The 20,730-nt window shown below is 66.8% G+C and carries 15 protein-coding genes and 1 pseudogene; 11 read left to right on the plus strand and 5 right to left on the minus strand.

Annotated elements, in window-relative coordinates; genetic code table 11:
* Both RTO53_RS13235 and RTO53_RS13240 read left to right on the plus strand, forming a co-directional pair.
* A pseudogene (locus tag RTO53_RS13235) lies at positions 1 to 210 on the plus strand (methyl-accepting chemotaxis protein); the annotation flags it as partial.
* Between the two features lie 100 nt (positions 211 to 310).
* Positions 311 to 787, plus strand: a complete 477-nt coding sequence (locus RTO53_RS13240; RefSeq protein ID WP_312238220.1) for a hypothetical protein — start codon at positions 311 to 313, stop codon at positions 785 to 787.
* A gap of 57 nt (positions 788 to 844) precedes the next feature.
* Here the strand turns inward: RTO53_RS13240 and RTO53_RS13245 are convergent, their stop codons facing one another.
* The gene (locus tag RTO53_RS13245) at positions 845 to 1,135 is read right to left on the minus strand and encodes a hypothetical protein (protein ID WP_312238221.1); all 291 of its coding nucleotides are present in this window, start codon (positions 1,133 to 1,135) and stop codon (positions 845 to 847) included.
* A 210-nt stretch (positions 1,136 to 1,345) separates the two neighbouring features.
* On the opposite strand from RTO53_RS13245, the gene RTO53_RS13250 reads away from it, so the two are divergent.
* Positions 1,346 to 1,516 carry a CsbD family protein gene (locus RTO53_RS13250; protein WP_312238222.1) on the plus strand — a complete coding sequence of 57 codons (171 nt, stop codon included), beginning with the start codon at positions 1,346 to 1,348 and terminating at the stop codon, positions 1,514 to 1,516.
* 79 nt (positions 1,517 to 1,595) lie between these two features.
* Here RTO53_RS13250 and RTO53_RS13255 read toward each other — a convergent pair whose 3' ends face one another.
* Positions 1,596 to 2,921 carry a diguanylate cyclase gene (locus RTO53_RS13255; RefSeq protein ID WP_312238223.1) on the minus strand — a complete coding sequence of 442 codons (1,326 nt, stop codon included), beginning with the start codon at positions 2,919 to 2,921 and terminating at the stop codon, positions 1,596 to 1,598.
* Between RTO53_RS13255 and RTO53_RS13260 the strand changes: the two genes are divergently transcribed.
* The 5 genes from RTO53_RS13260 (at position 2,874) to RTO53_RS13280 (ending at position 12,506) form a co-directional block, all read left to right on the plus strand.
* Entirely contained in the window at positions 2,874 to 3,311 is a 438-nt protein-coding gene (locus tag RTO53_RS13260) for a DUF2946 family protein (protein ID WP_312238224.1), read from the plus strand. The genes RTO53_RS13255 and RTO53_RS13260 overlap by 48 nt on opposite strands.
* Before the next feature lie 218 nt (positions 3,312 to 3,529).
* Complete coding sequence (locus RTO53_RS13265) at positions 3,530 to 5,536, plus strand: TonB-dependent receptor (protein ID WP_312238225.1); 2,007 nt, start codon at positions 3,530 to 3,532, stop codon at positions 5,534 to 5,536.
* A gap of 1 nt (position 5,537) precedes the next feature.
* The gene (locus RTO53_RS13270) at positions 5,538 to 6,968 is read left to right on the plus strand and encodes a PepSY domain-containing protein (protein ID WP_312238226.1); all 1,431 of its coding nucleotides are present in this window, start codon (positions 5,538 to 5,540) and stop codon (positions 6,966 to 6,968) included.
* A gap of 367 nt (positions 6,969 to 7,335) precedes the next feature.
* On the plus strand, positions 7,336 to 8,583 hold the full coding sequence (locus RTO53_RS13275; protein WP_312238227.1) for an arsenic transporter: 1,248 nt from the start codon (positions 7,336 to 7,338) through the stop codon (positions 8,581 to 8,583).
* 317 nt (positions 8,584 to 8,900) lie between these two features.
* Positions 8,901 to 12,506, plus strand: coding sequence for an autotransporter outer membrane beta-barrel domain-containing protein (locus RTO53_RS13280; protein ID WP_312238228.1), 3,606 nt, complete (start codon positions 8,901 to 8,903; stop codon positions 12,504 to 12,506).
* 132 nt (positions 12,507 to 12,638) lie between these two features.
* Here the strand turns inward: RTO53_RS13280 and RTO53_RS13285 are convergent, their stop codons facing one another.
* On the minus strand, positions 12,639 to 14,906 hold the full coding sequence (locus RTO53_RS13285) for an arylsulfatase (RefSeq protein WP_312238229.1): 2,268 nt from the start codon (positions 14,904 to 14,906) through the stop codon (positions 12,639 to 12,641).
* A 251-nt stretch (positions 14,907 to 15,157) separates the two neighbouring features.
* Between RTO53_RS13285 and RTO53_RS13290 the strand changes: the two genes are divergently transcribed.
* On the plus strand, positions 15,158 to 17,512 hold the full coding sequence (locus RTO53_RS13290) for an arylsulfatase (RefSeq protein ID WP_312238230.1): 2,355 nt from the start codon (positions 15,158 to 15,160) through the stop codon (positions 17,510 to 17,512).
* Between the two features lie 57 nt (positions 17,513 to 17,569).
* On the opposite strand, the gene RTO53_RS13295 is transcribed toward RTO53_RS13290, so the two are convergent.
* The gene (locus RTO53_RS13295) at positions 17,570 to 17,926 is read right to left on the minus strand and encodes a YkgJ family cysteine cluster protein (RefSeq protein WP_312238231.1); all 357 of its coding nucleotides are present in this window, start codon (positions 17,924 to 17,926) and stop codon (positions 17,570 to 17,572) included.
* A 453-nt stretch (positions 17,927 to 18,379) separates the two neighbouring features.
* Between RTO53_RS13295 and RTO53_RS13300 the strand changes: the two genes are divergently transcribed.
* On the plus strand, positions 18,380 to 18,574 hold the full coding sequence (locus RTO53_RS13300) for a hypothetical protein (RefSeq protein ID WP_312238232.1): 195 nt from the start codon (positions 18,380 to 18,382) through the stop codon (positions 18,572 to 18,574).
* Between the two features lie 159 nt (positions 18,575 to 18,733).
* On the opposite strand, the gene RTO53_RS13305 is transcribed toward RTO53_RS13300, so the two are convergent.
* The gene (locus tag RTO53_RS13305; protein ID WP_312238233.1) at positions 18,734 to 19,378 is read right to left on the minus strand and encodes a helix-turn-helix domain-containing protein; all 645 of its coding nucleotides are present in this window, start codon (positions 19,376 to 19,378) and stop codon (positions 18,734 to 18,736) included.
* 127 nt (positions 19,379 to 19,505) lie between these two features.
* On the opposite strand from RTO53_RS13305, the gene RTO53_RS13310 reads away from it, so the two are divergent.
* A partial coding sequence (locus RTO53_RS13310; protein WP_312238234.1) for a TonB-dependent receptor plug domain-containing protein occupies positions 19,506 to 20,730 on the plus strand: 1,225 nt, incomplete at its 3' end.

Below are 20,730 nucleotides of genomic sequence, written 5' to 3' on the forward strand. Positions count from 1 at the left end.
GCGGTAGTGGGCCGCATGGATGAGACCACCCAGCAGAACGCGGCCCTGGTCGAAGAAGCCGCCGCGGCCGCTGCCGAGCTCAACGTCCAGGCATCGGGGCTGCGGCACGCCGTCGCAGCCTTCACGATCGACCCGAGGGCGGTGCGCCGTGATCGCCCCTTGCACGCGCACGCCGCCGCGGCCCCCCGTCTTGCCAACAGCCTTGGATGATGAACGGCCAAGCAGCGGCATCGGGCCGTTGCTTGGAAACCCCGGCAATGGCCCGCATTGACTCAGAGCGCCCGCGGTTGGGCGCTCTCAGGAGAAATGCATGCCGCACCATGAAAAAATCGCCCTCGCCGGCGTCATCGAGCACGTCTTCGCGCATCGCTTCACGCTGGTCAGCAGCGATCAGACCTATCTCGCCGATCTCGGCCCGAAAGGCGCAGAAGTCTTTCCGCTCAAGCAGGGCCTTGCCGTACGGCTGGAGGGCGAGCAACGCCCGTCGGAAATCAAGGTCGCACGCATCGCCAGGAAGGGCGGTGCCTTCGTAGCGGTGGAACACAAAAAGCCGCATCACGGCCCCAAGCACCTCCATTCCGATGCACCGGCCGATCCGCGCGCGGTGCTGGCGGCGGTGAAGAACGCCGGTTGGACGGTCTCGGGCGACCCTGTCCGCAAGCCCAGGCACGTTGAACTACTGGCCCGGCGTGATGCCGGTGGCTGGACCGAACTCCACGTGGATTTCGCAGGCGTCATCTACAAGCAGAAACCCGCCGACGACGAAAAGTGGGACCTGCCTGGGTAAAGGATCGGCAGTACAAAACAAATGAGCCCCGGGGTTTCCCGAGGCTCTTTTTGTTTGTCAGGCGGCCTGAGGGCGCCAGCGACGCAGCGCAGCGCCCCTGAGCGATTGTTCGCCGCACCCGGTCGGACAACGCAGCACCCGCGCCACCGATGTGCTGACAAACCCCTGCCCTTCCTGTGCCTTGAAGACGACCTCGCAGGACAGGCAGCGCGCCACCATCGAATACAAGTGCACGATGCGGCCGCTGCTGGGGTCCTGCAATGCGCTCACCTCCAACAGATCGAAGTGGCAGCTGTCGGGCAGTGCGCGCCTGGGCAGCGGCGGGGAAACGGAGGTCTGCAGGTTCACGCGGGCGCGCCATGGGTGGGTTGCACAGGACTTTAGGTGTGGCGATGTGGAGTGCGAGTGCAGACGCGATGCAGCGCATGCGAAGGTTGCCCGACAACCCTGAACGGTTTGGTATCGCGCGTCGGGATTTCTCGATAATTCACTTCGGCCACACCCCCTGCGCAAGCAGCATGGCCGGGCCCACTGAGGGCGAACCTGCGAGGCATGAAAATGGACAAGAACCGCACTGAAGGCGTCAAGAACCAGGTCAAGGGCACCGTCAAGGAAGTGGCCGGCAAGGTCACCGGCGACAAGACCCAGGAGCTCGAAGGCAAGGCCCAGAAGACCGTGGGCAAGGTACAGAATGAAGTGGGCAAGGCAAAAGACGACGCCCGCCGCTGAAGTCGGCGCGCTGCTCCCGAGCTTCGGTGAGGGAGCAGTAGTCCGGGGCGTGCGTGCGGTCTGGCTGTCGGCGCGCCGTTCACTCCGCGAAGCTGGCCGTGTTCTTGCCATGTCGCTTGGCGACATACAGGGCCTGGTCGGCCAGGGCCAGCCAATCCTCGGCAGCGCCGTCGCCCGGCGCCGCGGCAATACCCATGCTCACGCTGATCTGGATCGAACGCGCTTCCGGGGGCAGGTTGCCCTGCAATCGTTCCTTGATCCGCTCAGCCACCTGCATGGCCTCGGCCGAGGTGCACTCCACCAGCAGCACCGCGAATTCATCCCCACCCAGCCGCGCCGGCGTATCGCCGGGCCGCATGAATTCCCGCAGCGTCGCCGCAATCTGGCGCAGCACCTCGTCGCCCGCCCGGTGACCGTGTCCGTCGTTGATCCGCTTGAAGTCATCCACATCGAGCATCAGCAGGCAGGCGACGCCGCCATGGCGGTGGGAGCGCTCCAGCGTCTGCTGGGCACGCTGGATCAGGAAGCCCCGGTTGGCCAGTTCCACCAGCGGGTCCATCCGGCTCAGGCGCTGCAGCTGACGGTTCTGTGATTTGACCCGGCGCGCCAGCTGCCAGCTGAGCAGACTCAAGCCGATGCCGTACACGAACAGAAAGGGCAGGCTGAGGGCAATCGTGCGTTGCGAGGTGGTCGGCAGGTAGGGCAGCCCAAGCGCCAGCCATGCCACGCCGAAGCCCACCACCAGGGCCAGGGTTGCCCGCGCCGCCAGCTTCACGCCCCCTGCCGCGATCTTGTCGGCCACCAGCAGCGCCGCGAACAGGGCGCTGGGCACGATGCTCAACGCCATGAAGGCAATCCATGCGCCTCCCAGCAACGAGTCGACGACCATGCAGCGGAACTGTGCCGCGGCCGGTTTCTGGGCGCGGTGGATCAAGGCAAGTGCAATGGCCGGCCACAGCAACGCGTTGGCCAGCAACAGCACCCACGCCACCACACCGTCGTTGCGCTCCAGCATGATCGAGGCAATCGGCAGCGCGCCAAGGCTGTTGCCGACGAACCGCATCCAGCCGATGCGGCGGGCCGCGCCGACTCCTTCCATCGCCAATTCCGCAGAATCCGTCAAGAACGGCACACTTCCCCCTCGACTTCCGCCAAAGCCCGATCCGCACACCCGATTCGGGAGCAGTCTGGCACCGTGGCGTAAACAACGGGTCAATATCGGCAGCGCCCCCTGCGACATCGGGTCGCAGGCCTCGCGCGGGCCCTCCACACGGCCGCCGGCGCCGCCTCCCTTAGAATCATCATCGTGCGCGCCCCTGTCCTCCACCGCTGGCTTCACGCCTTGGCCTGCCTGGCCATGCTCCTGGTGGTGATCGCGCCGCTGGTCAGCCGGGCGCTGGCGCATCCTGACGTCGACGCTGCCCGCGCGCCCGACCTCCGTGCCGCCCACCACCCGGCGCTGCACCTCAGCCCCGCCGAATCGCATCCCAGGCATCACGATATGGCGCAGGGCATGCATCACGCGATGGCCGCCACGCCCACACGGGACGAAGCGGCATCTTCCGCGGTAACGCCGGCCAAGTCTCCGGATCCCCACGCCAGGCACGACATGGGCGTGGACTGCGACTACTGTCTAATCGCCACACGGATGATCAGCCTGCTGGTCGCCCTGCTCCTGCTCGTTGCGCTCCGGCCCGCGCTCTTCCGCGCGTTGGCCGGGCGGGTCGTTGCCCGGCAATCGCCCCCTCCGGGAACACTCGGCGCCCGCGGCCCGCCGTCCGCCCTCGCCTGCTGATCCAGCCTACGTCCTGAGGCGCGCATCGCGCCCTGCCGTTGGTATCCGCCCCACGGACCCGGCCGCTGCAGGGTCGAGGGCGCGCGGCGCTGGAATCTGCCTTCCCCTCTGATCTCCGGCTGACCCGCCGGCTCTTCTGCCTGTCTCGACCACGCGCTGGTCGCGGCAACCCGATGTCGTGGACCATGAACAGACTTCCCGCTTCCCGCCCGCTTTCCATGGCCATTCTGCTGGCGCTCGCCAGCGCTGCCCTGGCCCCGTCGCTGGCGTCCGCCCAGGAGGACACGGTGCTCACCCTGGGCACCGTGCAGGCCCGCGCCGGCGCCGAACGCGACCTGTCGGCACGCTCGGTATTCACCTCCGTGGACATCCTCGGTGGCGACCTGCTGCAGCAGCAGAAGGTTGACCACAGCTGGGAGCTGCTGATGAACGCTCCCGGCGTGCAGGTCACCCAGTTCAAGATGGGCACCGATGCAGGCCGCTTCTCCTTCCGCGGTTTCAACGGCGAAGGCCGCATCAATGCGGTCAAGCTGCTGATCGACGGCATCCCCAGCAACGACAACGCCGGCGGCATGCCCTACCTGGATGCGGTATTCCCGCTGGATATCAGCGCCATGGAGATCGTGCGCGGCACCAACGACGCCCGCTACGGGCTGCATGCCATCGCCGGCGATGTCAACGTGCTCACCCGCCAGGGCGGCAACGACGGACAGCTCAGCGTCACCGTCGGCAGCTTCGGCACACGGGAGGTACAGCTGGCCAAGGGCGTCGAGCACGGGGCGTGGTCGCAGAACTATTTCATCGGCTGGCGTGGCACCGACGGTGAGCGCGACCACGCCGGGGGCACCCAGCGTAGCTTCGCCGGCAAGTGGTTCTACACCGATCCCGATGGCCGCTGGCGCGCCGGCCTGACCAGCCGTTACTACACCAACGCCGCACTGGAAGCCGGCTATCTCAGCTACCCCGAAGTGCAGGCCGATCCCGGGCAGTCGCCCGACTACGCCCGCGATGACCGCAGCGAACGCAAGACCGTGCAGACCGCCTTGCAATTCGATGGCGCCCTCGGCAGCGACTGGCACTGGAATGCCAAGGCCTACCAGAACGACTATCGCAACCAGCGCTGGGTGACCTTCACCGCAGGTGGCGCGCAGCAGGAGCGCTTCAACGATGAAACCCACCGTGGGCTGATCCTCGACACCACCTGGCGTCCCACCACCACGCTGGCCGAGTTGGTGCTCGATGCCGGCGTGGATGGGCAATGGCAGGACAATACCGCCCGCCGCTACCGCACCGTCGCGCGCGAACGCCAGGCGACGCTGCGCGACTGGGATTTCGACCTCGATACCCGGGGTGCCTATGTCCAGGCGGTGATCCGCCCCTTCGACGCGCTGAAAATCGTGCCGGCTTACCGCGTGGACCGCATTTACGGTGATTTCCACAACGTCGCCGCAGGCACGCGTGCACCGGTGTACGACTACGGCCTGATCAGGCAGCCCAAGCTGAGCGTGTCCTACGATCTGGGCAGCCGTACCGTCGCCTACGCCAATTGGGGTCGCACGTTCCAGATCGGCAGCGGCAACGGCGCCTACCGCACGCAGCCCGGCAATCTGTCGCCGTCGGTCAACGAAGGCTGGGAGAGCGGCGTCAAGTGGGCCCCGGTGCAAGGCCTGCAGACCCGCATCGCCTATTGGGAACAGCGCGCCTCCGACGAAGTGGCCACCATTCTCGGCGTCAACGGCAGCGTGGGCAGCAACGAAGTGGGCAACGTCGGCAAAACCCTGCGCCGAGGCTGGGACGCGCAGCTTACCTGGCAGGCCAACGCGCGCTGGCGTGCCTGGGCGTCGTATTCCCGGCAAAAGGCGCTGATCGAGGTACCCGACCCCAGCGCACCGCAGACCCGTGGGCGGCAGGTCGAGAACGTACCGAACTGGCTGGCCAACGCTGGCGTGGAGTACACGCCCACCCCCGAGTGGAGCTTCAGCGCCTGGGGCAACGGCCAGGGCGACTACTTCGTGGAGCGCACCAACACGCTGGGCCGTTACGGCGGCTATGCGCTGTTGAATCTGAGCGCCACCTATCGCCTGGACCCGCGCAACAGCGTGGCCGTGCAGCTGAAGAACGCAACGGACCGATTCTACGTCTACGCCTGGTATGACAGCGGCGCATCCGGCTACTCGCCGGGCGATGGCCGCGCGCTCTACCTCAGCTGGACCCGGGAGCTCTGACATGGATACCGCTGCCTCGCCGCCGTCCCCCGATCGCTGGCGCTTCTACCGCGCGGTGTGGCGGTGGCACTTCTATGCCGGTCTGTTCGTGCTGCCTTTCATCGCCTGGCTGGCGCTGACCGGTGCGGTCTACCTGTACCAGAAGCCCATTGATCGCTGGGTCCACCATGACCTCAAGGTCGTGGAAAACCCGCAGCACGCCCGCACACTCCCCAGCGCCCAGATCGCCGCCGTCACCGCCCTCACGCCCGGCGAGGTGTTCCGCTACACCACCCCGGAGCGCAGCGATGGCAGCGTGGAAATCGGTGTGCTGGAGGCCGACGGTCGGCGCGAGGTCTACTACGTCGACCCCGCCTCGGCGCGCGTCCTCGGCCACCTGCCGGACAAAGGCACCTTCTCCGGCGTCGTACGCCGTCTGCACAGCCTGGACCTCCTCGGTGACTACGCCCGTGCGCTGATCGAGATCGCCGCCGGCTGGGCCGTCCTGCTGGTGTTGACCGGTGTCTACCTGTGGTGGCCGCGCGGGCGCAACGGTGGCGTCACCACCGTGCGTGGCCGGCCGGGCCAGCGCCTGTTCTGGCGCGACCTGCACGCGGTGACCGGCGTCTGGGTGGGGCTGGTGCTGCTGTTCCTCGCGGTCACCGGCATGCCCTGGTCGGTGGTATGGGGCAAGCAGGTCAACGCATGGGCCAACGGGCAGGACTACGGCTATCCGGCCGGCGTGCGCGTGCAGGTGCCGATGTCGCACCAGCGGCTGGCCGATACCACCACGCCCACCTGGTCGATGCAGCAGGCGCAACTGCCGATGTCCTCCGTGCACCACGCCGAACATGCTTCCGCCGATAGCCACGCCGGGCACGAGGGGCACGGCAGTGCTGCACTGGGCGATCTCTCCGCACAACCGGGCAGCATCGGCATCGACGCGGCGCTGCAACGCGTCGACGGCCTCGGCCTGGCACCCGGTTACAGCATGGCGCTGCCGCGCGGTCCGATGGGCGTGTACACCGCCTCGGTCTACCCCGAAGACGTCGCAGGCCAGCGCGTGGTGCATCTGGACCAGTACAGCGGAAGGGTGCTGCTGGACATGGGCTACGCCGACTACGGCGCGCTGGGGCGTGGGCTGGAATGGGGCATCAACGTGCACCTGGGGCAGGAGTACGGCACGTTCAATCGCCTGTTCCTGATCCTCGCCTGCGCGGCGATCATGCTGCTGTGCATCAGCGGCGCGGTGATGTGGTGGAAGCGGCGGCCCATCGGCGGGATGGGCGTGCCTGCATTGCCCAGGCAGCGGCGCACGGTGGCCATCGTGTTCGCGCTGCTGTGCGTTGGCGGGGTGCTGTTCCCGTTGGTGGGTGCGTCGCTGCTGGTGGTGGGCGTGCTCGACTTCGTCGTCAGCGGCGGCTGGCGCGCGGCGCGTCCGGTGCAGGCTTGATACCCGTTCGAGCCGCCGACCAGCGGGTCGGCCACGGCAGGCAGACGGCATTGGTGCCGGCATTTTCGGCGCCCTGCTCCCCGTCATCGTCAGTGACCTGACCCGGGGAAGCGGCCGTTTCAACGTCACGCTCGGCGCGGTATCCACCGCATTCGGGTTGGGCGCAGCCTTCAGTCCGGGGTTGGCCGGGTTGATCGTGCAGTTCGCTGGGTATGATGTCGCGTTCCTGACCCTGGCGGCCATCGCTGCCCTTGCCTTCGTCCTGGCCATGGCCATGCCGGAGACCCGGCCCCCGGCCCGCGATACCACCGCCGAACCTGCGACAACGGCACCCCACGCCCCCCTTTGAGTTACTCCCGAGCAATCGATGCACCTTCCCATCACGTCCCTGATCATCTGGACGGTGACCGCCGTCGCTACCTGCGGTGTCATCTTTCGCCCGTGGCGCGTTCCCGAGTACGTCTGGGCGCTGGGCGCGGCGGCGCTGCTGACCGTCACCGGCCTGCTGCCATTGAACGCGGCCATGGCCGCCGTGGCCGAAGGAGGGGACGTCTACCTCTTCCTGATCGGGATGATGGTGCTGGCCGAACTGGCACGGCAGGAAGGGCTGTTCGACTGGCTGGCCGCCTACGCGGTGAAGCACGCCAGGGGCTCGGGACAACGCCTGTTCGACCTGGTGTTCCTGGTGGGCACGCTGGTCACGATCTTCCTGTCCAACGACGCCACCGCCGTGGTGCTCACGCCGGCGGTCTACGCCGCCTGCAAGGCCGCCCGCGCCAATCCGCTGCCGTATCTGTTCGTCTGTGCCTTCGTGGCGAATGCCGCCAGCTTCGTGCTGCCCATTTCCAATCCGGCCAACCTGGTGGTCTTTGGCGATCACATGCCCTCCCTGGCCGAATGGCTGCGGCAGTTCACCCTGCCCTCGCTGGCGGCTATCGGCGTGACCTACCTGGTGCTGCGCCTGGCGCATCGGCGCCAGATCGCGCCGCCACTGGTGGCCCTGGCCGACCAACGGCCCCTGTCCGAGGGCGGGCGCCTGTGCGCGATCGGCGTCGGTGTCACCGGCAGCGTGCTGTTGGTCACCTCGGCGATGAACGGGCCGCTGGGCCTGACCACCTTCTGCGCCGGCGCCGCCACCCTGGCCATCATCCGCCTGCGCCAGCGCATCAGCCCGCTGCCTGTCCTGAGGCATGTCTCGTGGGGTGTACTGCCGTTGGTCGCAGGGCTGTTCGTGCTGGTCGAGGCGGTGGCGCACACCGGCGTGATCCGCCTCGCCGCCGACGCACTGGAGGCCTTTGCGCGCACCTCGCCCGGCGAAGCCAGCTGGCTGGCCGGCGGCGCGGCCGCCGTGCTGAGCAACCTGGCCAACAACCTGCCGATCGGCCTGGTGGCCGGCTCGCTGGGGCAGATGGCCGATCTGCCGGCACAGACCCGCGCGGCCCTGCTGATCGGCGTGGACCTCGGCCCCAATCTGTCGGTGACCGGCTCGCTCGCCACCATGCTCTGGCTGGTGGCGCTTCGTCGCGAAGGCGAGCATGTCAGTGCGCTGACCTTCCTGCGCCTGGGCATCCTGGTGATGCCGCCGGCCTTGCTTGCCGCGCTCTGGCTTCTGTAGTCACGTCGTTGCCCGCATGCGTCCGCGGTATCGCACAGGCCCCCAAGGCGGAACAGGAATCGCCGAGGCATATCGCATAGATATACGCCAAAGATCAATCAACACGTCATTGACGAAATATGTGAATCGCCAATGAATATTTCTGTGACCGTCACCGCATTTACAACTAATTGCATGTTGTCCGATTGACCCCCTGCCTACCGTTGCGACCTCGCCCTTCCTGGCATGTCAATGCCGACACTACGAGGTTGCACACGATGAAGTCTGACGTCTCCGTACAGCGGGTCCTGTCTTTAGCCATCGCTTCGGTACTTGCGATGACGGCAGCAAACGCCGCCACCGCGCTGCCGATCGTCGCCGACGGCACCCATATCGACGCAAACGGCGACACGGTCGCGGGCGATCCCGGCTACCTCGGCCATGCCATGAGCGCCGTCAACGGCGGCACGATCACCGCCTCGGACATGAGCTTGACCACCAGCGGCGAACAGGCCTCCGGCGCCATCGCCGATGGCGTCGGCAGTCGCATCGAACTGAACAACAGCACCATCTCCACGTCTGGCTACGTGTCGCCTGGCCTGAACGCCGTGTCTGGCGGCCAGATTGTGGCCGAAGGCGTCATCTTCAACTCCACCGGCAACAACGGGCGCGGCGTGCAGGCCACCGGCACCGGCAGTGAAGTCACCTTCAACGGCGGCCGCATCAGCACGGCGGCGATCTACGCAGATGGCGTACGTGCAACCGACCATGGCGTGGTCAACCTGGGCCGCGACAGCGCTGGCCAGGGCACCGTCATCACCAACATGGGCGGCTCGGTCGGTCTGCTCGCCGGCAGCAGCACGGCCGACGCCAGCGGCACCATCAACGCCGTCGGCGTGACCGTCAACAGCAATGGCCCGGCCGCCTTCGCCGGCGGCTCCGGCGCCCGGTTGAACCTCCGCGAGAGCACCCTCAATTCCCTGTCCTCCGGGGTTGTCGCCACGCTGGGCGGCCACGCCGTGGTCGAAGGCACCACCATTCGTTCGGGTCGCGCGGATCGGCTCAACAGCCATGGCGTCTCCGCCGACAACGGTGCGCATGTGGATGTGCGTGACACCTCCATCAGCACCATCGGCGCCACGTCCTACGGGCTGTATGCCACCAGCGCGGGCAGCATCGACACCACCTCCACCAACGTCGCCACCACCGGGCTGAACTCCCACGGTGCCGTTGTGGACAGCGCCGACAGCCGTATCACCCTCGCCGGCGGCGAGATCAGCACCACCGGTCGCGAAGCCTACGGCCTCTATTCCACCGCCGGCACGATCAACGCCGACAACCTTTCCATCAACACCTCCGGCCTTGGCTCCATCGGCGTGTTCGCGCGCGGGGCGGATGCCGTGCTGACCTTGAGCAACAGCACCGTCGTCGGGGGCAACCGGGCCCATGGTGCCGCCGCGCTGGCCGGAGCAGAGTTGAACATCATCAACTCCAGCCTCACCGCCAACGATTCCAATGGCATCACCGCGCGCAATGCCGGTACCCGGGTGAACGTCGCCGGTTCCAACATCCAGACCGCCACCGAAGATTCCCACGGGGTACTGCTGAGCGACACCGCCAGCGCAACCATCGACGGCGGCCGCATCAGCACCGCCGGCGACCGCAGTCGCGGCATCTGGGCCGCGGGCGGCAGCACCGCCAATGTCAGCAATGCCCGTATCGAAACCGCGGGCAACCGCACCGCCGATGCCAGCGGGCTTCCGTTTGGCGCGGCCGGCGTGGTCGCCTCGACCGGCGGCCAGGTCACCCTGCAAAACACCGACGTCGCCACCACAGGCTACTGGGCCGATGGCGTGGACGTGGAGTATGACGACGCTGCGCTGCGCATGATCGGCGGCAGCGTGCATACCACCGGTGACAACTCCAAGGGTGCTGCGGCATATGGCGGCAACAACGCGTTGATCCTGGACAGCGTCCACATCCTCACCGAAGGCAATGCCGCACGCGGCCTGGTGGTGTCGGGCACCGGCAGCAAGGCCACCTTGAGCAGCACCGTCGTGGCGACCCGCGGCACGGCATCGCACGGACTGGACGCCGTCGAGGGTGCTTCCCTGCAGGCCTCGGGCACGACGATCACCACCGAAGGCGTTGGCGCCTATGCCGCGCGCGCGCTGAATGGCGGGGCCATCGATCTGCAAGGCGGTACGCTCAACGCCGCAGCGTCCGCGGGCTTCGGTCTGGAGGCGGCCACCCTGCGCGCCAGCAATGGCACCCGCATCGAAGGCGGCAACGGTCGTCTGGCCGAGTTCGGCTCGGACCGCGCCAACACCGTTTCCTTCGACCGCAACGTAGTGGCCCTCGGTGACGTTCGCTTCTCCGATGGTGCGATCGACAGCGACGGCAACGGCTCCCTCGACCGCACCTCCACCCTCTCGCTCGACCACGACAGCTACTGGAAGGGCGCCACCGATGCCGTGGGCGATCTCTCGCTGGCCAACGGCAGCCGCTGGGACGTGACCGGTGATTCGCAGATCGGCAGCCTCTCGATCGCCAATGCCACCCTCGCCTTCGACCAAGCCGATGGCCAGTACAAGACCGTCACCGTGGACGGCGACTTCCACGCCGACAACGGCCTGCTGGCGATGAACACCGCACTGGGCGATGACACCTCGCCCACCGACCGGCTGCACGTGCGTGGCGACACCTCCGGCACCGCTCGCATCGCGGTGAGCAACATCGGCGGTCGCGGTGCGCTCACCCACGACGGCATCCAGCTGGTCCAGGTGGATGGCGTCTCCGCCGGCAAGTACCAGTTGCAGGGCCGTGCCGTGGGGGGTGCCTACGAGTACTTCCTGCACCAGGGCGGCCGCACCGATCCGACCGATGGCGACTGGTACCTGCGTTCGCAGCTGCCGGTGGCCCCGATCGACGAGTGCCTGGCCAACCCGCGGAACCCGGCCTGCCTCGACCCCGACGTGCCCACCCCGGTCGAGCGCCCCGAAGGCGGCGTGTACCTTGCCAACCAGGCCGCCGCCGTGGGCATGTTCGACCTCACGATGCACGAGCGCGTGGGCGAGCCGAATCTGGCCGAGCGCCAGAAGAACGACAGCGCCCTTGGCGGAGTCTGGGCCCGCGTCACCACCGACCACACCCGTGGCCGCATCGATGACCAGCTCACCCGTCAGGGCCGCCAGCACCTGCTGCAGGTGGGTGCCGACCTCACCCGCTGGGGCCGCGATGACCGCGGTGTGGCGGGCGTGATGGTGGGCACCGGCGAAGCGACCGAGCGCGTACTCTCACAGGTTACCGGCTATACCGCCGAAGGCCGGGTCAAGGGCCGTGCCGCCGGTGTCTACGGCAGCTGGCTGCGCGATGCCGCCAGCGACGGCGGCCTGTACGTGGACAGCTGGGCGCAGATCGCGCGCTTCCGCAACACCACCCAGGGTGACGCCCTGCGCGCCGAGCGTTACGACAGCCGCAGCACCAGCGCATCGGTGGAAGCCGGCTATGCCTTCAACGTGCATCGCGGCAGCGCCAGCGCGATGTACCTGGAGCCGCAGGCACAGGTGATCTGGAGCGACTACCGCATGGACGGCGGCCATCACGTGGAGGCCAACGGCACCGACGTGCGCGAGGCCAATGCCGGTGGCGTACGCACCCGCGTCGGGGTGCGCCTGTTCGGTCACACCACGATGGAGGGCATCAACCGCGTGCAGCCGTTCGCAGCCGTGAACTGGCTGCGCAGCCACGGCGGCGCCAACGCCGTGTGGCTGGATGACATCCGCCTGGAAGGAGCGGCGCCGCGCGATGTGTACGAGGCCAAGGCCGGCGTGCAGCTGCAGCTCAGCCGCAGCCTGACCGCCTGGGGCGAGATCAGCGCCGGGCGCGGCGCACAGGACTACCGCAGCTATGGCGGTTTGTTGGGGGTGAAATACGCCTGGTGATGGTGCCTCCGACGGACTGACGCATGGGCGCCATGCACGCCGCTCAGGCCGATCGGTCGGACATGGATTACCGTATGAAAAAGGGCGCCCTCATGGGCGCCCTTCTTTCGTTCTCCGTTCCGGGCCCGCCCCTCATCCGATCTCGAACACCACGTCCTTCAGCGTTCCGGTGAACGCGAACGGAGACCGGTACTGCCGGGACACCGCTTCCCCCAGGTCGCGTCCGATGTCCAGCGTCTCCGTAGCGCTGTAACGCGCCGGCGGCACATGGGCGAAAGCTTTCCGATCCATTTCCTTTCCATCCACCACCAGCCGCCCGGTTCCACCGCCGCCGTACTGCTTGCTCTCATGCGTGTAGTGGAAGGCCACGTTCACCTCGCCCTCGGGGAGCGTGCTACCCGCGCGAAGCAGGTCGCGCTCACGCCCGAAGAAATTGTTCTCATACATCAATTCGCCGTCCTTGACGAAAAACGTGTAGCCGGCGCCGCCGCCAGCAGCAACAATCACGCCCTCGGCACCGCCGGCCGGAATCACCAGACGTGCGGTGATGGAATGGCTGCGCGCCTTCACATCCGGTGCGGTGCCTTCGCTGATCCGGGTGGTGCCGGCGTAGTATTTGAACCGCGTGCGGCCGCGGGTCACGCTTGGGCGATCGGGGATATGGGCCCGCTCGGAGAAGCGGTCATCGAGCGGGAAAACGAAGTTGGCTTCCGCTTCCTGCTTGAATATCCCCAACAGCTCCGCCAGTTTCTCCGGGTGCTCGGCCGAGAGGTCATCGGCCTGGCTGAAGTCGCGGCTCAAGTCGTACAACTCCCAGTGATCGTTCTCAAAGTTGCCGTCGCGTCCCAGTAGTACCCACGGTACGCCGTGATGGGCCGAGGCAATCCACCCGTCGTGGTAGATGGCGCGGTTGCCCGCGTTCTCGAAGTACTGCGTCAGGTGGGTGGACGGCGCGGTGGCATCGGCGAAGGTATGGATGAAGCTGCTGCCATCCAGGGCCTGCTGCGGAATGCCGTTGACCGCCTCCGGGAACGGAATGCCGGCGGCTTCGTAGATGGTCGGCGCGATGTCCACCACGTGCTGGAACTGGGCGCGCAGCTCGCCACCGGACTTGATCCGTGCCGGCCAGGTCACCGAAACGCCCGTGCGGTTGCCGCCAAAGTGGCTTGCCACCTGCTTGGTCCACTGGAAGGGGCAATCGATGGCCCACGCCCAGCCGACGGCGAAGTGGTTTTCGTGGTGGCCTTGCCCTATCTCATCGATGGCCGGCAGCATGCTGGCCACATCGTCGGGGAAACCGTTCTGGGTAGCCATATTGTTCAAGGTGCCCAGCAAGCCGCCTTCGGGGCTGCAGCCGTTGTCGCCGAGCACGGCGATGATGAGGGTGTTGTCGGCATTGGGCAGCGCGTTGACCGCATCCAGCAGCCGGCCGACATGCTCGTCCAGGTGGGTGAGGAAACCGGCGAAGCACTCCATCTGGCGGGCGAACAGGCGCTTCTCATCGTCGCTGTGCGTGTCCCAGGCGGGCAACTCCGCCGGGCGCGGGGTCAACTGCGCATCCGGCGGTACCGCGCCGATCTTCTTCTGGCTCTCGAACAGTTCCGCCCGATAGGCATCCCAGCCCATGTCGAAACGGCCCTTGAACGGCGCGATATAGCGTTCCGGCACATGGTGCGGCGCGTGCATCGCTCCCGGTGCCCAGTACAGGAACCACGGTCGGTCCGGGGTGATCGACTGGCGGGTGTGCAGCCATTCGATTGCCTTGCTGGCAAGATCATCGGTGAGGTGGTAGCCCTGTTCGGGCGTCTTGTCAGGCTCCACTGGCGTGGTATTGCGGAACAGCTGCGGGGTGAACTGGTTGGTCTCACCGCCCATGAAGCCATAGAAGGTCTGGAAGCCTTTGCCGGTGGGCCAACGGTCGAAGGGACCGACCGGGCTGGTTTCCCAGTCGGGGGTGTTGTGCCACTTGCCGAAGGCCGCAGTGGTATAGCCGTTGTAGGCCAGCACCTGGGGAATGGCGGCGTTGTCATCGGACCACATGCTGTTATAGCCGGGAAAGCCGGTGGACCCTTCGGTGATGGAGCCATTCCCGGTGCGGTGATGATTGCGTCCGGACAGCAATGCGGCCCGGGTGGGCGAGCACAGTGCGCAGTTGTGGAAGTGGCTGTAGCGCAACCCGGTCCTGGCCAGCGTGTCGATGTTGGGCGTGGGAATCAGGCCACCGAACATCGAGGTCCCGCCGTAGCCCAGATCGTCGATCAGGATCACCAGCACATCCGGGGCCCCTGCCGGCGGTGACACCGGCTGCGGAAAATCGGGCGTGGCCTGCTTGTAGTTCTCGCTGATGCTGCCGCCGAACGCCGGAGGCGGCAAGGGCAGGTTCTGAACGTCGTCGTTCATGGCGCTTATCCTGTGGTTGGAGCCGATGTGGAAGGGGCTGTGTTGAGTATCTCCACCCGTCGCCCGCCCATCGTCGGCATAACTACTGGGGCCATGCGGTAAATCTACTGGCAGCGCCGCGGCACGACTTCTGCGCTTCACCACGCCATGGCACCGCCAGTACTTCTACCTATCGGCGGCACCGTTGTTCTTCGGATGCCAATCCAGGACGCCACCGCGACACTGTGCCCTCAGTTCATCGAGGCACCCCCATGACCCAGGAACTCCCCGGCAGCACCCTTCCCCTTCCCGACCAGGCCTACCAGGGACCGCTCTCCTTCGATGCGAAGAAGCTGGGGGTCAAGCTGCCGCCGATCACCGCCAGGCGTCCGCCCGACGGCGCGCCCAACGTCCTGCTGATCATGTTCGACGATGTCGGCTTCGGTGCCGCCAGCGCCTTCGGCGGGCCGGTGCGCACGCCCACCGCCGACCGGCTCGCCAACGGCGGCCTGCGCTACACCCGCTTCCACACCACCGCGTTGTGTTCGCCCACGCGCGCGGCGCTGCTCTCGGGCCGCAACCATCATGCGGTGGCGATGGGCCACATCACCGAGACCGCCACGCCCGCGCCCGGCTACCGCTCCACCCGCCCCAACTCGGCCGTGCCACTGCCGGAAATCCTGCGTCAGAACGGCTACAACACCGCCCAGTTCGGCAAGTGCCACGAAGTGCCCGTGTGGGAGTCCGGGCCCACCGGCCCGTTCGACCATTGGCCGGCCTTCAGCGGCTTCGAGCGCTTTTACGGCTTCATCGGCGGCGAAACCAACCAGTGGACGCCAGCCTTGATCGACGGCGTGTCCACCGTCGAGGCACCGCTGGACCCCGGCTACCACCTCATGCCCGACCTGGCCGACAAGGCCATCGACTATGTGCGGCTGCAGAAGAGCCTGACCCCGGACAAACCCTTCTTCGTGTACTTCGCGCCCGGCGCCACGCACGCGCCGCACCACGTGCCCAAAGACTGGATCGCCAAGTACAAGGGCAGCTTCGATCAAGGCTGGGACGCGCTGCGCGAGGCCACCTTCGCCCGCCAGCGCGAACTGGGCGTCATCCCGTCCGATGCCGTGCTCACCCCGCGCCCGGACGGCATTCCCGCCTGGGACGACATGCCGGCCGAACTCAAGCCGATCCTGGCCCATCAGATGGAGGTGTATGCCGCCTTCCTCGAATATGCCGACCACCACACCGGGCGCGTGATCGACGCGTTGGAGGAACTGGGCGTCCTGGATGACACCCTGGTCTACTTCATCATTGGCGACAACGGCGCCTCTGCCGAGGGTGGGATCAACGGTGCCTTCATGCTCACCACCGCCTCCAACGGCGGTGCCGAGTACGAGACTGCCGCGTTCTGGAAGCAGCACCTGGAGGAAGTCGGCGGGCCCAAGGCCTACAACCATTACGCCGTCGGCTGGGCGCATGCGCTGTGCACGCCCTACCAGTGGACCAAGCAGGTGGCCTCGCACTACGGCGGCACGCGCAACGGCACCATCGTGCATTGGCCGGCGCGGATATCCGGCAGCGGTGAACTGCGCAGTCAGTGGCATCACGTCATCGACGTGGCACCGACCATCCTCGACCTCGCCGGCCTGGCGCAGCCGCACACCGTCAACGGCGTCACCCAGGTACCGATGCACGGCGTGTCCATGGCCTACACCTTCAACGACGCCGACGCCGACGAGCGCCACCTCACCCAGTACTTTGAAATCATGGGCAACCGCGGCATCTACCACGACGGCTGGACCGCGCAGACCAAGCACCGCACCCCGTGGGACGTGGTGGCCAAGGGCGTGGACTTCTCGCAGGACGTCTGGGAGCTCTACGACACCACCAAAGACTGGACCCAGTCCGACAACCTCGCCGCCGCCCAGCCGGACAAGCTGGCCGAACTGCAGCAGCTGTTCCTGATCGAAGCGGTACGGCACAACGTACTGCCCATCGACGACCGCGCTGCCGAGCGCATGAATCCCCAGCTGGCCGGCCGCCCCACCCTGACCACCGGCGACACGCTGCGGCTGTACCCCGGCATGACCCGCCTGGGCGAGAACGTGGCGATCAACGTCAAGAACCGTTCCTACGCCGTGACCGCCGAGATCGACGCACCCGCCGACGGACCACTCAATGGCGCCATCATCGCCCAGGGCGGTCGCACCGGCGGCTGGTCGTTCTTCGCCGAGAACGGCAAGCTCGGCTACCACTACAACCACTGCGGGCTGCTGCGCAAAACCGTCCTTTCAGATACCGACATCGGCGCCGGGCGGCACCAGGTACGGGCCGAGTTTGCCTATGCCGGCGGCGGCATCGGCCGCGGTGGCACGGTCACGCTGTACATCGATGGCAAGGCGGTGGGCAGCGGCGCGATCGAGCGCACCCATCCGCTCTACTACTCCTTCGATGAAGGCCTGGATGTGGGTATCGACACAGGTATGCCCGTGTACGAGGGCTATGTTACCGAGCGTGGCAAGTTCAACGGCACCATCCAGTGGGCGGAGATCCAGTTGGACCAGGACGATCACTCGCACATGATCGACCCCGAGGAGCACCTGGCGGCGGTGATGCGGCATCAGTAGTTGGGCAGACTCGCTGCCTGCAACACGTTGCGGCCCGCCCAGCGCAGGCGCGCCAGGCTACAGCAGCACCTGCCGCGTGCTGCGAAGAAAGCGGTGGATCTCGTCTTCCACTGCCTCATCGATCATATAGACCGGCCGCTGCCCATTGGGGCAGCGCAGGCGCGGCGTGGTTCCGAACAAACGGCAGATCAGCGGCCGCTCGGCGTAGATCTCGCACCCCTGCTTTCCCAGGTAGGGGCAGCTGAGCTCGGCCAGGGCAGCATCACGCTCGGCATCGCTTTTCACGGGCAGACGTGCCATCTCCTCGGTCGACACCGTGACCGGACCACAGCAGTCGTGGCAGCCGACGATGCACCGGAACGAGGGAATCTGGTCGCGCAGCCGATCTATCGCATCGCTGTTCGTATAGGGCATTGCGATGAGCCTCGGCCACGCATCAACGGAAGGGCATTTTACAACCCCGTTGCCCTGCTGGGTCGGGGGGGAGGCGTATTCAGCTCCTGGTCCTGTGAGACCATGCGCCGAGCGGACGGTCCTTCGCCACCTGTGATTCGTAGTCGTCAGGGACACACCTATGCCAGACACTGGCCTGTTCTACATGTTTGAAGTGTGCTGCAGCCCAACGAAGACCGCGCAACATGCCTTTCCCGAGATCGAGTTCGTTCGGGTCCAATGCAGCACCTGCCGACATATCTTCAGGGCAACCGAACCACCGAGTCTGGAAGCGTTCGATGGCGGGGGCGCGGCCATCACGTGCACCAGATGCGGAACACGGCAGGCGATTTCGGGAGCGCGTTTTGCGGAATACATGGAACGCTTCCCGAGCGGCAACTGCGAAGAATACAGGGCCACGGCAGGAGACAGGACATGACGCCTCTCGACAAAGCCATCCGCAGGGAAGTCCAGGTCGGCGATGACACCTACACCCTGACCATCGACCCGACCGGGCTCAAGCTCGTGCTGAAGGGGCGCAGAAACGGAGTGGAACTGCAGTGGGCCGAGCTGGTCAACGGCGACGCGGCGTTGGCTGCGGCACTCCAGGCATCCATCGACGCCAAGTGACGTTCCACCCGACAGAGCGCCACGCCCTCAGTCCTTCCGCGTGTCCCACACGCTGGCCAGCGCCGCCGTCAACAGCAATGGCTGGCGCACGCTTCAGACCTTGAGAATTCGCCACAGCGGGTTTCTCCGGGTATTCAACGGCGGAAATGGCTGTAAAGGTCACTCCCCGAGCACGCGCGAGATCGCAGCCGCCAACAATCTCCGCAGCGACGCCTTCGCCAGCCCGGGGTCGCGCACGGCGCGCATCGCCAGGCCTTCCACCAGCACCCGCAGCAGCAGGATGCGGGCTTCGATGTCCCCTTCATCAGGGTCCCGACCACGCGCCATGTCGTGATGCCGCAACCAGGCACCGATCGCCGCGCTCGTCTGCCGGTCGTGCCGCCGCAACACCTCGGCCACCACCGGATCACGGTGGGCTTCAGCGGTGATTTCCGCATACAGCGCGACATTGGCGATGGCATTGCCAGTGGTCTCCAGCGTCTCCCCGCGCGCCCACACCTGGTAGCAACGCAGCAGCCCCTCCACCAGATCCGACGCTGCCGGCATCTGGCCGATGGAATCCTGGTCATGGGCCAGCTGACGCTCGATCAGCGCCAGGATCAGGGCGCGCTTGTTGGCGAAGTAGCGATACATCAGGCCCTGGCTGATATCCGCTTCGGCAGCGATCTCGCTGATCGATCCGGCGTGGAAGCCACGGGCGATGAAACAGCGTTGCGCAGCGTCGAGGATGCGTTGGCGCTGGGCCTCCGCACGGGCCGCAGCGGCGTCTTCGGCGGGGGTGTCGGCAAGGGGGTTAAGCGTCATTGCTCGTCGTACATGGCGTCCAGTTGACGCTGGATGTTACGCCATCCGATGCGTGAATGAACGGTCATTCATCTGTCATTTCACGCGTCCAGACTGCGCCGGCCTTCCCCACCCGCGAACCCATCCGATGCGCCACGCCCTGCTGCACCGCCACCTGCTAGCCCTTGCCATCGCCACCGCCCTGCCCGGCATTGCCCTCGCCAACGACGCAGAACCCGCCGCCGATGCAGACATCGCCGCCCGCGACGTGGTCGCGCTGGACCAGGTCGTGGTCACTGCGCAGAAGCGCGCCACCAACCTGCAGGACACCCCGATCTCGGTGTCCGTGGTGGATGCCGAAGCCTTGAAGGATCGTAGCGCCATCTCCATCGGCAGCCTCGCCGATGGCGCGATTCCCTCGCTGCGGGTTACCCCCTTCGCCACCCGCAGCTCCGCACTGAACATCGGTATCCGTGGCATCGGCGCCTCCGGCGATGCCAACCAGCCCGCGCGCGACGCCGGTGTGGGCGTCTACGTCGACGGGGTGTTCATGGGCCGCGCGCAGGGCCTGGGCAGCATGCTGTATGACGTAGAGCGCATCGAGGTGTTGAAGGGCCCGCAGGGCACTCTGTTCGGCCGCAACACCGAAGGCGGCGCGCTCAGCATCGTCACCAGACAGCCCACCGGCGAGTTCGGCGGCAGCGTCAGCGCCGGCGTTTCCAACTACAGCGGCTACACCACCGGCCTGCACCTGGACCTGCCCAAGGTGGGCGATGTCAGCTTCAAGATCGATGCCGTGCAGGCCAAACGCGGCGGCACCACCGACAACCCGATGCGCGGCGAGCGCGACTTCAACAGCTACGACAAGCGCGGCGCACGCATCAGCGCGCTGTGGCAGCCCAGCGATACCTTCTCCGCGCTGTACGCCTTCGACACCTCCTATGACGCCACCACCCCGTACCACACCCAGTTGCTGGTGCCGGGCGCCTACGTCAGCCCGCTGCAGAAGGCCGGCGCCAGCGAGGATCGCCGCGATTCGGCCATCCTCGGCGGCCCGCAGGAAGACAACATCGGCCGCACCAGCGGCCACCTGCTCAACCTCGGCTGGACCTTGAGCGATACCCTCGAACTCAAGTCCATCAGTTCCTACCGCGAGCTCACCCAGGGCCAGTTCGACATGGGCCTTGTCGACGCGATCTCCGCGTATGGCGGCGCCAACACCCCCTTCGGCCGCTACAGCCTGGCCCAGGTCTACCAGCACCAGTACAGCCAGGAATTCCAGCTCATCGGCACCACCTCGCAGGTGCAGTTCCTCGCGGGCGCCTTCTACTATCACGAAACCGCCGGTGACAACGCGCAGACGCCCAACATGC

Source organism: Stenotrophomonas sp. (assembly GCF_031995405.1).
Lineage (GTDB): Bacteria > Pseudomonadota > Gammaproteobacteria > Xanthomonadales > Xanthomonadaceae > Stenotrophomonas.

Bases quoted from the DNA above. Each gene is read 5' to 3' on its own strand.
- RTO53_RS13240 (WP_312238220.1), top strand. From the start codon at position 311: ATGCCGCACCATGAAAAAATCGCCCTCGCCGGCGTCATCGAGCACGTC.
- RTO53_RS13250 (WP_312238222.1), top strand. From the start codon at position 1,346: ATGGACAAGAACCGCACTGAAGGCGTCAAGAACCAGGTCAAGGGCACC.
- RTO53_RS13260 (WP_312238224.1), top strand. From the start codon at position 2,874: ATGCTCCTGGTGGTGATCGCGCCGCTGGTCAGCCGGGCGCTGGCGCAT.
- RTO53_RS13255 (WP_312238223.1), bottom strand. From the start codon at position 2,921: ATGCGCCAGCGCCCGGCTGACCAGCGGCGCGATCACCACCAGGAGCAT.
- RTO53_RS13265 (WP_312238225.1), top strand. From the start codon at position 3,530: ATGGCCATTCTGCTGGCGCTCGCCAGCGCTGCCCTGGCCCCGTCGCTG.
- RTO53_RS13270 (WP_312238226.1), top strand. From the start codon at position 5,538: ATGGATACCGCTGCCTCGCCGCCGTCCCCCGATCGCTGGCGCTTCTAC.
- RTO53_RS13275 (WP_312238227.1), top strand. From the start codon at position 7,336: ATGCACCTTCCCATCACGTCCCTGATCATCTGGACGGTGACCGCCGTC.
- RTO53_RS13280 (WP_312238228.1), top strand. From the start codon at position 8,901: ATGACGGCAGCAAACGCCGCCACCGCGCTGCCGATCGTCGCCGACGGC.
- RTO53_RS13285 (WP_312238229.1), bottom strand. From the start codon at position 14,906: ATGAACGACGACGTTCAGAACCTGCCCTTGCCGCCTCCGGCGTTCGGC.
- RTO53_RS13290 (WP_312238230.1), top strand. From the start codon at position 15,158: ATGACCCAGGAACTCCCCGGCAGCACCCTTCCCCTTCCCGACCAGGCC.
- RTO53_RS13295 (WP_312238231.1), bottom strand. From the start codon at position 17,926: ATGCCCTATACGAACAGCGATGCGATAGATCGGCTGCGCGACCAGATT.
- RTO53_RS13300 (WP_312238232.1), top strand. From the start codon at position 18,380: ATGACGCCTCTCGACAAAGCCATCCGCAGGGAAGTCCAGGTCGGCGAT.
- RTO53_RS13305 (WP_312238233.1), bottom strand. From the start codon at position 19,378: ATGACGCTTAACCCCCTTGCCGACACCCCCGCCGAAGACGCCGCTGCG.